This is a genomic window from Micromonospora sp. NBC_00858, from assembly GCF_045207365.1.
GTDB lineage: Bacteria > Actinomycetota > Actinomycetes > Mycobacteriales > Micromonosporaceae > Micromonospora.
On the sequence record NZ_CP108828.1, the window covers coordinates 1563348 to 1576543 of the forward strand.

General features: G+C 70.4%; 13 protein-coding genes and 1 pseudogene. 11 read left to right on the forward strand and 3 right to left on the reverse strand.

The annotated features are described in order from the left end of the window. Positions 1–27: 27 nt before the first annotated feature. Entirely contained in the window at positions 28–990 is a 963-nt protein-coding gene (locus tag OG990_RS07455; RefSeq protein ID WP_406079507.1) for an AraC family transcriptional regulator, read from the reverse strand. Positions 991–1214: 224 nt separating this feature from the next. On the opposite strand from OG990_RS07455, the gene OG990_RS07460 reads away from it, so the two are divergent. From OG990_RS07460 to OG990_RS07480, 5 genes and pseudogenes are all read left to right on the forward strand, one after another. Continuing rightward, positions 1215–2234, forward strand: a complete 1020-nt coding sequence (locus OG990_RS07460) for a flavin-containing monooxygenase (protein WP_406079508.1) — start codon at positions 1215–1217, stop codon at positions 2232–2234. Beyond that, the gene (locus tag OG990_RS07465) at positions 2213–2752 is read left to right on the forward strand and encodes a hypothetical protein (RefSeq protein ID WP_406079509.1); all 540 of its coding nucleotides are present in this window, start codon (positions 2213–2215) and stop codon (positions 2750–2752) included. Before OG990_RS07460 ends, OG990_RS07465 begins: the two co-directional genes overlap by 22 nt. Before the next feature lie 485 nt (positions 2753–3237). Further along, positions 3238–4437, forward strand: a pseudogene (locus OG990_RS07470) (low temperature requirement protein A). Between the two features lie 186 nt (positions 4438–4623). Then, positions 4624–5574: an acetyltransferase gene (locus OG990_RS07475; RefSeq protein ID WP_406079510.1), complete on the forward strand. Its 951-nt coding sequence runs from the start codon at positions 4624–4626 to the stop codon at positions 5572–5574. Positions 5575–5770: 196 nt separating this feature from the next. Further along, positions 5771–6634 (forward strand): IS5 family transposase, encoded by an 864-nt coding sequence (locus OG990_RS07480; RefSeq protein WP_406081689.1) that lies wholly within the window; start codon positions 5771–5773, stop codon positions 6632–6634. A gap of 15 nt (positions 6635–6649) precedes the next feature. On the opposite strand, the gene OG990_RS07485 is transcribed toward OG990_RS07480, so the two are convergent. Further along, positions 6650–7324: a TetR/AcrR family transcriptional regulator C-terminal domain-containing protein gene (locus tag OG990_RS07485; RefSeq protein ID WP_406079511.1), complete on the reverse strand. Its 675-nt coding sequence runs from the start codon at positions 7322–7324 to the stop codon at positions 6650–6652. Positions 7325–7446: 122 nt separating this feature from the next. Between OG990_RS07485 and OG990_RS07490 the strand changes: the two genes are divergently transcribed. After that, positions 7447–7965 carry a hypothetical protein gene (locus tag OG990_RS07490; RefSeq protein WP_328415656.1) on the forward strand — a complete coding sequence of 173 codons (519 nt, stop codon included), beginning with the start codon at positions 7447–7449 and terminating at the stop codon, positions 7963–7965. Between the two features lie 18 nt (positions 7966–7983). On the opposite strand, the gene OG990_RS07495 is transcribed toward OG990_RS07490, so the two are convergent. Beyond that, positions 7984–9087, reverse strand: a complete 1104-nt coding sequence (locus OG990_RS07495; protein ID WP_406079512.1) for an aldo/keto reductase — start codon at positions 9085–9087, stop codon at positions 7984–7986. 156 nt (positions 9088–9243) lie between these two features. On the opposite strand from OG990_RS07495, the gene OG990_RS07500 reads away from it, so the two are divergent. From OG990_RS07500 to OG990_RS07520, 5 genes are all read left to right on the forward strand, one after another. Continuing rightward, a complete protein-coding gene (locus tag OG990_RS07500) occupies positions 9244–9849 on the forward strand; it encodes a TetR/AcrR family transcriptional regulator (protein ID WP_406079513.1) in 606 nt (201 codons plus the stop codon). Positions 9850–9932: 83 nt separating this feature from the next. Then, positions 9933–10088, forward strand: a complete 156-nt coding sequence (locus OG990_RS07505; protein ID WP_355612688.1) for a hypothetical protein — start codon at positions 9933–9935, stop codon at positions 10086–10088. Positions 10089–10287: 199 nt separating this feature from the next. Next, positions 10288–11394 (forward strand): LacI family DNA-binding transcriptional regulator, encoded by a 1107-nt coding sequence (locus tag OG990_RS07510; protein WP_406079514.1) that lies wholly within the window; start codon positions 10288–10290, stop codon positions 11392–11394. Further along, positions 11391–12326, forward strand: coding sequence for a carbohydrate ABC transporter permease (locus OG990_RS07515; protein ID WP_406079515.1), 936 nt, complete (start codon positions 11391–11393; stop codon positions 12324–12326). The genes OG990_RS07510 and OG990_RS07515 overlap by 4 nt, the downstream gene beginning before the upstream one ends. Next, positions 12326–13165: a carbohydrate ABC transporter permease gene (locus OG990_RS07520; RefSeq protein ID WP_386982808.1), complete on the forward strand. Its 840-nt coding sequence runs from the start codon at positions 12326–12328 to the stop codon at positions 13163–13165. Before OG990_RS07515 ends, OG990_RS07520 begins: the two co-directional genes overlap by 1 nt. Positions 13166–13196 lie beyond the last annotated feature (31 nt).

A 13196-nucleotide genomic window follows, 5' to 3' on the forward strand; every position in this document is an offset into this window, starting at 1 on the left:
GCCGGAGCCCGGGCAGGGCCGCAGTCGTCAGCGACGCAGGGTCGTGGACGGCGCCTCGCCGAAGCGGGCCCGGTAGTCGCTGGCGAAGCGGCCGAGGTGGACGAACCCGTGTTGCAGGGCAGCGGTCGTCACGGACATGCCGCGGTCGCTCGTGCGCAGTGTGCGGTGCACCGCGTCGAGCCGGCAGGCGCGCAGGTAAGCGGTGGGCGTGGTCTGCAACTCGCGTCGGAAGCAGTCCTGCAGCGTTCGTACGCTCACCCGCAGCGCCTCCGCGACATCCCCAACCGTCAGTGCCTCGCCGTGGTGGTCGCTGATCAGGGCGCAGGCCTGGCGGACGAGGCGCCCGGGGGCCGGGTGGCGCGCCGGCTCGGCGAGCAGGTCGGAATAGGTGTGCCGGTGGGCCAGTAGCAGCTTGCCGATGAGCCCCTGCTCGAACCGAGCGGCGACCTGTGGGTGGTCGAGGAGGGACGCGTCCGTCGGCTGCGACAGTTCCGCGGCGAGGAAGTCCACCCCGCGCGCCCACGCCCTCGCGGTCGGCGTGGTCATGGCCATGCCGATGTCGAAGCGGATCGGGCCGTCCACCGGGCGGCCCAGCAGGCGGGCGAGCTCCCGGTCGATGGCGCGCCGGTCGGCGTAGAAGATCCGGTGCGGCGACCCCTCGGACCAGTGCATGTCCGAGGCGTCGTACGGCGACAGGACGGAGGCGACGTCGGGCGTCGAGGTCACCGCATGGCCGGCGTGCCGGACCACCGTGCCACCGCTGTGCGGAATCTGCACGAGGTAGAAGGTCTCCAGCGGGGTGGGCTGGATCCGCACCGCCTGGCCGTAGTCGAGGTCGATGATGCCCACGCCGCCCACCCGGCGGGCCGCCATCCGTAGCCGCACGCTGTGGACGCCCGGCTCGGGAGTGAGCCGGTGTGGACAGAACACGCGACCCACCTCGGCACGCGCGTGCTCGACGTCGCGCGTCCGGACCGTCACGGCATCCATCCGACACCTCCCACGGCGTCCTGATGCGCTGACCCTAGGACGCGACCGGGGTGCGGGGGCGGGAAAGGCGGCGACCCGACAGGGAGCGGTTCGACTGCGCACCGCGGACACACTCCGCGTGCAGCGGATAGCGGCCCGTGCACCGCGCTCGTTAGCGTACGGACACCGCCGGCGCCCCTGCCGCCGCCGTTCCCGCCAGCGGGTCACACCTTCCGGAGGCCGCCATGAGGATTGCCGTCGTCGGCGCTGGATTCGCCGGCCTGAGCGCAGCGAAGGTGCTGCGGCAGAGTGGCTTCGACGTCACCGTGTTCGAGAAGGCGCCCGACGTCGGTGGGGTGTGGAGTCGTACCCGGCGCTACCCCGGCCTCCGCACCCAGAACGACAAGGGCACCTACCACCTCTCCGACCTGCCCATGCCGGCCCACTACCCGCAGTGGCCGACGGGCGAGCAGGTCCAGCAGTACCTCGAAAGCTACGTGGACATGTTCGGGCTCGGCGTCGCCCTGCGGCTCGCCACGGAGGTCGTCTCCGCCGAACTCGTGGACGACGAGACCGGGTGGCTGCTCACGTCGCGACCGGCCGGCGCCCAGGCCCCGATGACCCTGGAGAGGTACGACCACCTCGTCGTCGCCAACGGCATCTTCTCCGAGCCCCTCGTCCCGTCCTTCGAAGGCCGCGCGGACTTCACCGCCGCCGGCGGACGCGTCCTGGCCGCGGGGGAGTTGCACGACCTCGCGGCGGCCCGCGGAAAGAACGTCCTCGTCGTCGGGTACGGCAAGTCGTCCTGCGACGTGGCGGTCCCGCTGAGCGACGTCGCCACCCAGACCCACGTCGTCGCTCGCGAACTGCTCTGGAAGATGCCCAGGAAGCTCGGCGGTGCGCTCAACTACAAGTACCTCCTGCTCACCCGGATGGGCGAGGCGCTGTTCCGGTACCTCAACCTGAAGGGCTTCGAGCGGTTCCTGCACGGTCCGGGAGACGGCCTGCGCCGCACCCTGCTCGACAGCGTCGGGTCGGTCGCGACGAGGCAGCTCAAGCTGCGCGAGCTGGGTCTCGTGCCGAACGGAACCTTTCAGGACATCGCCCGCAGCACCGTCAGCCTCGCCACGGAGGGCGCTTCGAGCGCGTCGCCGACGGCCGGATCACCGTCCATCGGGACCAGACGATCACCGAACTCCTGGTCGACGATGGTCGACCGGCCGCCCGCCTCGGCGACGGCACGATGCTCGCCGCGGACCTGGTGATCTGTGGCACCGGCTTCCGGCAGCACGTCCCGTTCTTCGACGACGCGCTGCACGCCCGGCTGCAGGACGACGCGGGCAACTTCATGCTGTACCGCCAGATCCTGCCGATCGACGTGCCACGCCTGACCTTCGCCGGCTACAACTCCTCGTTCTTCAGCCCGCTCAGCGCGGAGATGGCAGCGGTGTGGACCGCCGCCCACCTGCGGGGAGGGATCACGCTGCCATCCCGGGACCGGATGCGCGCGGAGGTGCACGCGCGCCTGGCGTGGATGGCGGCGCGGACCAGCGGGCGGCACGCCCGGGGCACGAACGTCATTCCGTTCTCGATGCACAACGTCGACGAGGTGCTCGACGAACTCGGGCTCAACCTCGGCCGGCTGACCCGGGCACGTCAGTGGTTGCTGCCCGTCGACCCGCGCTCCTACCGGAGGGTGACGGCACGCATGATCCGGCGTACCGCCGAGGTGGGCGCGACGGGCCGGGTCGAACCGACCCAGGCCCGTCGCGCGGCGCGGTGAGAGCGACAGGGCTACGGACGTACGCAGCCCGGAAGCGGGGGACGCTCGGGCGCTGTCTGGGCCGCACCGACCGTCCATACGCCACGGCCGGGCTCGTACACGCCCGCCGGGATGCGCCGCTTGGACCTAACCACCGTCGTCCTTCTCACCTCGCTCGGGGTGGTCCTTCACCCCGACGTCGTCCAGCACATCCCATCCGCTCGACCCGGACAAGGATCTTCACGCGTTCTGGACAGCCGACGCACCTGTTTTCACACCGCCGATACGCCGCGAACCCAAACAGTCGTGGTATCCGGGCATAACCTCCAGGAGTACGAAAGGTCGGGATAAAATTCGCCGACAGCAATGACGTGGCCGGTCGGCGAGGAGACCCAGGGCGATGGCAGCGGGGCAGGTCACCGGACACCGCTACCAGGCCCGGCGGCTCCTGGCCCACCTCGGCGTGCCGGTGCCGGCAGCCCTGGCCGGCTGAGCGGACGCCCCTCGTGCTGACACGCGCCGGGTTGCGTGGGCTGGGGGACAGCAGCAGCCCGCGCGGGTCGACCGTCCTGGAACTGCTGTTCGACATCGTCTACGTCTTCGCGCTCGCCCGCCTCGCCGGGCGGGTCGCGGACGACCTGACCATCGTCCGGCACTCGCTGCTGTCGGAGGCGGGTCAGACGCTGCTGTTCTTCGCGGCGATGTGGATGATCTGGTCGCTCAACGCCCTGATGTCGAGCACCTATGACCCCCGGCGCGCGGATATCCAGATCCTGCTGCTGGCGACGATGTTCGGCACGCTGGTGCTGGCGGTCTCGTTGCCACAGGCGTTCGGCGAGCGGGGTGCGATCTTCGCCTGCACGTACGTCCTCATCCAGGTCGGCCGCCCGCTCTACCTGGTGCTGGCCTTGCGGGGCCACCCGATGCAGGGCGTCTCGTCCCGGGTGCTGAGCTGGCACGCGGTGTCCGGTGTGCTCTGGATCGCCGGTGGCATCAGCGGAGGGCTCGGCCGCGGCGTCTTCTGGACCCTCGCCCTCGCCATCGAGGTCGGCGGAGCGGCCGCCAACTGGCCCGTCCCCGGGGTGGGCGGGGACCGGCGCAGCACCTAAGCCAAGGTCTCCTACGTTCACCTCGCCGAGCGGTACAACCAGTTCTTCATGATCGCGCTCGCCGAGGTGGTGCTCGAAGCCGGTGCCGCGATCAGCTTCCCGGGCTTCTCGACCGAACGGACGATTACCCTCGTCGCCGCGTTCGTGGCGGTGGTGTCGTTCTGGCGAATCTACTTCTACCACGTGGGGCCGGGCCGGCCCTCGACCGGCAGTCTGGGCGGGGAAGGGCTGCAACTGTCCTGGTGGGCGAGCTTCAGCCTGTTGCTCATCGTCGGTGGCATCATCTGCACCGCGGTTGGCTTCGGGCAGGTCATCGAGGACCCGGACCCGCCGATCGACTGGGCGCTGGTGGTCATCATCTTCGGGGGTCCAGTGCTGTTCCTGATCGGGAGGACCTACCTGGAACGGCCGTCCGAGACCAAGTCGCGTTGCCGGGTGCTGATGGTCGGTGCGCTGGTACTGGCCGTGGCGGCGCCGCCCATGGTGTTCCTTCCGCCAGTCGCGGCGACTGTCAGCGCCGGGCTGATCCTGGCCGGGATCGCCATCTACGACGGGCTGTCCCACAGGAGTGGACCGGAGACCAATCCGGCGTTGTAGCCGTCGCTCGGCCCGACTCCGCCGCCGTGTGCCGGTCTTGCGTGCCGGCGAGCGCGTCGAGTAGGTTTTCGGCACGCCATCGAGCCGGGAGGAGGTCAGAACAATGTCCGATGTTCTGCGCCCCCTCCGCGCCCCGGCGTCCACGCGGATCTGACCCGGGGCGCTCGCTCTCCGGAGGATCAACCCATGACCGATCTGGTCATCCGCCCGCTCGTCGCGGGCGAGGAAAACCTGTTCGACTCCATGCCCGATCCGCTGCCCCAACTGCGCCAGGTCGGCTACGCCGACGGGATCGCCGGCGGCGGTTACCGGCCCGAGAACACCTGGGTCGCCCTTCGCGCCGGCCGGGTGGTCGGCCGGGCGGCCTGGCTCCTCCCGCCGGGTGCCGTCGGTGCGCCCTGGCTGGACCGGTTCGACCTGGACGCCGAGCCGGAGGTGGGTGCCGCGTTGCTGCGCGCCGCCCACGAGGCGCTGGGCGGTCCCGGTTTGTACTACGCCGCCATGCCGGCGCACTGGCGGCGCCGGCCGGAGGTGCTGGCCGTGATGAAGGCGCCGATGGCGGCGGCCCGGCTCGCCGGGCTGGTCGAGCGCGGGGAGCGGCTCAGATGCTCCTGGACGGGCACGCCGCTGCCGGCCACCTCCGGGCGGTACGCCTTCCGCCCGGCCGCCGACCCGACGGAGATCAACGAACTGGTCGCACGAGTCACCGAGCCGGACGTGCTGACCGGCGTGGAGATAGCGCGGGCGGTCGGCGGCGTCGACCTGGCCACCGACCCACTGGCCTGGCTGGGCGGCCCGGCCGGCGACTGGCGGGTCGCGTTGGCCGACGGCGAGCCGGTCGGACTGGTCGGGACGGCCGGGGACGCCTGCTTCCCGCTCATCGCCTACCTCGGTCTGCTCGACGACGCCGTCCGGGCTGAGCTGCTGGCCGAAGCGGTCCGGGTGCTGGCCGCCGGCGGCGCCCGGGAGGTGATCGCCGACGTGGACGCCCACCGGGTGGCGGTGCTGGCGGAGCTGGAACGAACCGGGTTTCGGCAGCTGCGCTCCCGGGTCGCCTTCGCACCGGCAGCCGCCACGCCGTCCGGCTCCGTCGGCACGCCCGGTTCGCTGGTCGCCGCCGACGATCGTCAGGACTGACTGATCGGGGTACGCCCTGGTGCTACCAGGGCGTACCCGCCGACACCAGGGGCCATCACCGGCAACGCGCGTGAACAACCGGCCGGCGAAGTCGGCCCGGCTGCGCCTCGGGTGGCGTGGCCGAACCTGCTCGGCGGCCGGGCTAGGGCGTGTCCTGCCGATCTTGTAGTGGTTGATCGTTGACGATGTGCCGGTGGTGCGTCGTGGTGAGTTGACCGATGAAGCGTGGGCGGTGATCGCGCCGCTGCTGCCGGAGCCGGGCGGTGCGCGGGGGCGGTGGCGCGATCACCGTCAGGTCGTTAACGGGATCTTGTGGAAGCTGCGGACCGGTGCGCCGTGGCGTGACCTGCCCGAACGGTATGGGCCGTGGAAGACCTGCCATGAGCGGCTGCGGCGCTGGACGGCCGACGGGACGTGGGATCGGATCCTCGCGGCGGCACAGGTGCATGACGACGGGACACCGGTGCAGTGGACGATCAGCGTGGACTCGTCGATCGTGCGGGCGCACCAGCATGCCGCTGGCGCCCGCAAAAGGGGCTCCGCAACACGTGCGGCGACGCCTGGTACGCAAGATGGCGAGGCCATCGGCCGATCCCGCGGAGGACTGAGCACGAAGATTCACCTCGCCGTCGACGGACGCGGCAGGCCGCTGTCGATCCTGCTCACTCCCGGCCAGGCCGGCGACAACCCTCAACTGTTGGCGTTGCTGGACGCGATCTGCGTCAACGAGCCCGGACCGGGTCGACCCCGCAAACGTCCCGAGGTGCTGATCGCGGACAAGGGCTACGCGCACGACTCGACCCGCCGAGCGTTGCGTCACCGCGGGATCCGGCACGTCATCCCCGAACGATCCGACCAGGTCGCCCGCCGCGCCGCCAAGGGCAGCAACGGCGGGCGGCCACCAGCCTTCGACAAGGCGATCTACCGCAAGCGCAACGTCGTGGAACGCTGCTTCAACCGGTTCAAGCAATGGCGTGACCTGGCCACCCGCTACGCCAAACGCGCATCTCTCTACCGCGCCAGCCTCGTCCTCATCGCCGCCATCATCTGGCTTCCATGATCGGCAGGACACGCCCTAGGCGGTGAGCTGCCGCTCCAGGCCGTCGAGGAGAGCCTGGAGCCCGAACTCGAAGGCGTCGTCGGGCGCGGCGGCATAGTCGGTCGCCGCTGGGGTCTCCAGGCGGGTACGCAGGCGCGGGTAGCGTATGGCGATCTCCTTGGCCTTGCCCATGGCGTCCTGGAACTGTTCCTCGGCGGTGGTGTCGTCCCGCGTGAGTTTCCGGGTGAGTGAGGCGGTCGCGGCGGCGCCTGCCGCGTTGCCGAGAACGTAGGTGAAAACGGCGGAGGCGGCCTGGTCGGCCTGGGCGCCGGTGAAGCCGGCGGCCTCGTGGACGGCGAGGCTGTGGTCGTCGTGGCGGGCCTTGCCCTCGCCGTAGAGGACATGCGCGGCGAACGCCTGCACCAGCCAGGGGTGTCGGGTGAACATCTCGTACAGGTCGACGGCCATGGCGGTGGTCGCGGCACGCCAGTCGACGGCGTCCAGGTCGGGCAGCTTGAGCTCGCCCCACACCTGGTCGGTGGCGAGCAGGACGAGGTTGTCCTTGTTCTTGACGTGCCAGTACATGGCGGTGGCGGCGGAGTCGAGTCGTTTGCCCAGGGCGCGCATGTTCAGGCCTTCGAGGCCCTCGGCGTCGAGGAGTTCGACGGCGGTGCGGACGATCTGCTCTCGGGTGAGGGTGTCGCGTGCCATGCCCCTCACGGTACGCAGTCGCTTGCACATAGTTCAACCCAGGGCTTGCACAACGTTCAAGTAGCCGGCTACCGTCATCTCCGCCAGTCAGTTGAACTAAGTGCAACTCCAAGGAGAGTCCCATGAACACCCTCGCCGCCGTCATGCAGTTGCTCGTCGCCGCCGCCTTCGTCAGCATCCCGGTGGTCCGTCACCGCTTCGGCCCTGTCGCGAAGGCCGCCGCCGAGGCCGAGCTTCGCCGCCAGAACGTCCGCCCCGAGGTGTTGGCGGAGAACAAGCTCCGGTTCGATGCCAGCGGCCACGAGACGGCGGCCCCGGTGGCCGTTGCCGCGGTGATGACCACCATTGCCGCCCTGCACCTCGCCGGCTCCGACCTGGCCCAGCCGCTGACCTGGATCTTCTCCTCGCTGGTCGTGCTGATGAACGTGGTGATCGTCTACAGCAACCTCACCGCCGTGAAGTCCGTCGAGGCTGCCTTCCGCCGCAACGGCGACCCGGAGTTGACCCGCGTCGAGGTCAAGCCCTTCCTCCAGGCCGCCGAGAACGCCTTCCCTCGCTGGGTGCGCGCCCAGACCTACCTCCGCAACACGGTGGTCTTCGCCGGTTCCGCCGTCGCCCTGGTCGCCGTGTCCCTCGCCTGACAGGCAGGTCGGGTTCCGTCAGGCGGAGGGCTGGGTGGCGCCGTTGAACACCGGCGGCGCGTACCCCGCCGGCTTGTCGCCGATGCCGAGGCCGGGGCTCACCACCCACGACTGGTACTCCGGGGTGAACATCACGTGGGGCATTCCGACGTGCGGCGCGCTGGCCTCCTCGAGCCGACGACGGGCGTCCACCGGGATCTCGAAGTCGAGCGCCGCGAGGTTGCTGTCCAGTTGCTCGGGGCTGCTCGCCCCGATGATCACCGACGCGACGGCGGGCTGGGTGACCGCCCAGTTGATGGCGACCTGGGCCATGCTCCGATCCAGGTCGGCGGCCACGCTCTCCAGTGCCTCGATCACCTGCCAGTCCCGAGGGCTGATCTCCCGACCCGGGGCAGCCGGATTGGTCAACCGACCGGTCCCGCTCAGGCCGTCGCCGGTCCGTCGGTACTTGCCGCTGAGCAGGCCGCCGCCGATCGGGCTCCACGCGGTGAGGCCCATGCCGAGGGACTGGCCCATCGGCACGTACTCCGCCTCGATGTCGCGCGCGACCAGGGAGTACGGGAGTTGCAGCGTCACCATCGGGGTCAGCGCGTGCGCTTCGGCGTAGCTCTGCGCCCGAGCCGCGTACCAGGCCGGTACGTCGGAGAGGCCGGCGTACCGGATCTTGCCGACGCGCACCAGGTCGTCGAAGGTCTGCACGACCTCCTCGACCGGGGTGATCCGGTCCCAGGTGTGCAGCAGGTACAGGTCGATGTAGTCGGTGCCGAGCCGGCGCAGCGAGGCGTCCAGGGCCCGCACGATGTGTTTGCGACCGTTGCCGCTGGCGTTCGGGTCGCTCCGGTCGACGGTGTTGGTGAACTTGCTGGTGAGCACGAGCCGATCCCGGACACCGGCCCGGTCGATCAGGCGGCCGAGGATCCGTTCGCTCTCCCCGGCGGTGTAGAAGTCCGCCGTGTCGATGAAGTTGCCACCCGCCTCCAGGTACCGCCGGAAGATCGGCTCGGCCTCCTCCTCGGTCTTGCCGTACGCGGCGTGGAACCCGTCGACGCCGAAGTTCATCGTGCCCAGAGCCAGACGGCTCACCCGCAGACCGGACCGCCCGAGCAGGTAGTAGTGGTTCATGGTCGCGTCCTTCCGATCGCTTGTCCGGCCCGGAGCGGGCCGCGTGGTCCAGACTCTTGCTCGGCAAAAATGGACCTGCAAGTCCAGAAACCGAGCTACGGTTGGACCGGCAGGTCCAGACGAGAATCGGCGCCGCAGGCGCCATCGGGAGGTCGCATGACTCGCGCGTTGACCCGCAAGGGCGAGGCTACCCGGGCGCGGATCGTCGCCGGGGCGGCCGCCGAGATCCGCGACCGCGGTGTCGACGAGGTACGTCTCGAGGACGTCATGGCCCGTACCGGCACCAGCAAGGGCCAGCTCTTCCACTACTTCCCCGACGGCAAGGATGAGCTGCTGCTCGCGGTGGCCGAGCACGAGGCCGATCAGGTGCTCATCGACCAGGAGCCGATGCTCAGCAACCTGACGTCCTGGCCAGCCTGGCTGGCGTGGCGCGATCGGCTGATCGAGCGCTACCTCGCGCAGGGCGTGAAGTGCCCGCTCAACGGTCTGCTCGGTCAGGCCGGCCGGCGCGCGCCGGGCGCGCAGGCGGTGGTGACCGGGCTCATGTCGCGCTGGCAGAAGGCGATCACCGAGGGCATCCGGCACATGCAGTCGACCGGGGACATCGCCCCTGAGGTGGACGCCGATCGCGCCGCCGCGGCCCTGCTGGCCGGCATCCAGGGCGGCGTACTCCTGTTGCTCTCCACCGGAAGGATCGACCACCTTGAGGCTGCCCTCGACCTGACCATCGACTCCCTCCGGGCAGGTGCCCGCGCCGCCTGATCGTGTCAGGATCTGCTCACCCGGCCGGAAGGGTCGGGGCCGGAGAGGGGCGGTCGCGCATGTCGGTTGGAACGATCGTTGCGATGCTGGGCGGTTCGATCCTGCTCTTCGCCCTGGTGCTGCTGCTGATCATCAGCATGCTGGGGCGTCGTGCGCGGGCTGGGCGACGGGCGGGCCGATACACCTCGCGGCCGGGGAACTCGTCGGACAACAGCTCGTCGAGCATGGGCGGAAGCTGAGGCCGGAGGCGGCCACACCCTGAGCTGATCGCCGGCGGCGAGTTGTCGTGCCGCCGTCGCCGCGGCCCGCTGTCGTCTGGCCGGGCCGGGAGATCACTCCCGCCATCGGGCCGTCGGCCGTTGGAAACGTTTTCGTAACGAGCCCTTGACCTCTCCGCCGCAGGCGGCGCAGACTCCCGGAAACGTTTACAGCTATCGGGTGGAGGTGCCAGACGTGGGTCGTAAACGTTTACAGGAACCGGCTGACGGCCGGCCCACGGTGCACACGGTCGCCGCCCGGGCCGGTGTCTCCATCGCGTCCGCCTCGCGGGTGCTCAACGGGATCGGCGGCAGCCCGGAGACGATCCGCAAGGTACGCGCTGCGGCCGCCGAGGTGGGCTACGTGCCGAACGCGATCGCACGGTCGCTGCAGTCCCAGCGCACCGGCCTGGTCGCGCTCGCCGTCGAGGACATCGGCAACCCGGTCTACGTCGAGATGATGCGCGCCATCGAGGCCGTGGTCGCCTCCTCCGGGCGGCAGCTGCTGGTGCACGCCACCGGCGGGCGGATCGACAACGAGACCGCCCTGCTGCGACGGCTGGCCAACCGCTACGTGGACGGAATGATCGTCTCGCCGATCCGGGTCACCGACGACCACCTGACCGCGCTGGTGGACAGCCCGGTGCCGGTGGTCGTGGTCGGCCAGCTCGGCGCGGACGCCCCGGTGGACAACGTGCGTACCGACTCCCGACACGGTGTGGCGCTGGCCGTGGACCACCTCGTCGCCACCGGCCGGCGCCGGATCGGTTTCGTCAACGGCCCGCTCGACACCGTCCCGGGCATCGCGCGTGACGCCGGCTTCCGGACCGCCCTGCTCCGGCACGGCATCCCGCTCGACGAGGACCTGATCGAGGTCGGCGACTTCCAGTACGCCGCCGGCCGGACCGCCACCGAGCGGCTGCTCGCCCGCACCGACCCGGACGCCCTGTTCTGTGCCAACGACCTGATCGCGGTCGGCGCGTTGCACGCCTTGCTGGCTGCCGGACGCCGGGTGCCGCAGGACGTCGCCCTGGTCGGCATGGACGACACCGAGCTGGCCCGGATGATGTTTCCCCAGCTCTCCAGCGTCTCGCTCGGCTCGGCCGAGCGCGGTCGCCGAGCCGCCGAACTGCTCCTGCAACGCATTGCCGACCCGACCCTGCCGCCGCGGCGCGACCAGGTGCCACCGAGCCTCGCCGTCCGCGCGTCCAGTGGCACGACGCTGCCGACCCCTCGGCCGGCCGGCCCACCGACCACCCACCCGTCCAGCGAAGGGGTGACCTCATGACCACGCTGGCCGAGCAGCCGGACGTCGAGCGGGCCGAGCCGGCCCGTCGGCCGAATCGGTTCCGCTCCGACCGCACCACCATCTACCTGCTGCTGCTGCCGTCGCTGCTGCCGATTCTGGTGCTGTCGGTGTTCCCACTGCTGCGCGGCATCTACCTCGGCTTCACCGACGCCCGGGCCGGGCGCAACGTCGAGGTGAGCTTCACCGGCCTGGCCAACTACCGGGAACTCCTCGGCGACGAGCTGTTCTGGAACTCGTTCAAGATCGGGCTGCTCTGGGCGGTCGGGGTGACCGTGCTCCAGTTCCTGCTCGCCCTCGGGCTGGCCCTGCTGCTCAACCAGCAGCTGCGGTTCCGGGGCGTGGCCCGGGTGCTGGCCGTGGTGCCGTGGGCGATGCCGCCGGTCGTGGTCGGCATCCTCTGGAAGCTCGTCTACCACCCGGACGCCGGACTGATCAACGAGTTCTTCCACCAGATCGGCGCCGACGGGCTGCGGACCAACTGGCTCGGCGACTTCAGTACCGCGCTGCCCGCCGTGATCCTCGTCGGGGTGTGGGCCGGCATGCCGCAGACCACCGTCGTTCTGCTCGCCGGTCTGCAGGGGGTGGGCCGCGAGCTGCACGAGGCGGCGGCAGTGGACGGCGCGAGCACCTGGCATCGGTTCCGGCACGTCACGCTGCCCGCCCTGGCCCCGGTGATCGTGGCGATCACTTCGCTGGACTTCATCTGGAACTTCAACTCGTTCGGCCTGGTCTACGTGCTGACCGCAGGCGGGCCGGGCGGCAAGACGATGCTGCCGATGCTCTTCGCCTACGAGGAGGCGTTCCGCTACGGCAACTACGGCTACGCGGCGGCGCTCGGCAACGTGATGGTCGTGCTCATCATCGCGCTGCTCGCCGTCTATCTCCGCCGCCGGCTGAGGGAGGCGAACTGATGTTCGGAAAACCGAGCCGCACCGGGCGTGTGTTGCAGTACCTGGCGCTCACCGGCTACCTGATCTTCCTCGGCTTCCCGCTGGTCTGGCTGCTCTCGACTGCGTTCAAGCCGCCGCGGGAGCTGGTGCGACTGCACCCGACGTTGATCCCGGACAACCCGACGGTGCAGAACTTCGTCCAGGCCTTCACCGAGCAGGAGCTGGGCCGGGCGGCGCTGAACAGCCTCCAGGTCTCGCTCGCCTCGGCGGTGCTGACCGTGCTGGTCGCCATGCCGGCGTCGTACGCGCTGGCCCGGTTCCGCTCCAAGCTCGGCACCGCGGCGCTGGGCTGGGTGCTGCTGTCCCAGCTCTTCCCGTTCGTGCTGCTGATCATCCCGATCTTCCTGGTGCTGCGGCAGGTCGGCCTGGCCAACACGCACGCCGGGCTGGTGCTGATCTACGTGGTGTGGGCGCTGCCGTTCGCGCTCTGGATGCTGCAGGGCTTCGTCCGCAACATCCCTCGGGAGCTGGAGGAGGCCGCCTCGGTGGACGGTGCGAGCCGGGTGCAGGTCCTGCGCCGGGTGGTCTTCCCGCTGCTCGCCCCGGGCCTGGTCGCGACCGCGCTGTTCTCCTTCATCTCGGCCTGGAACGAGTTCTTCTTCGCGCTGGTGCTGATCAAGACCCCGGAGCTGGCCACCCTGCCGGTCGCGTTGGCCCGGTTCGTCGGCATCGAGGGCACCGCCCGACTCGGGCCGCTGGCCGCCGGCTCACTGCTGGCCACGCTGCCCAGCCTGATCTTCTTCGCGTTCATGCAACGCCGGCTCTCGTCCGGGTCGCTCGCCGGCGCGGTCAAGGGCTGAACCGTCCCCCACCCACCACCAAGGAGGTAAC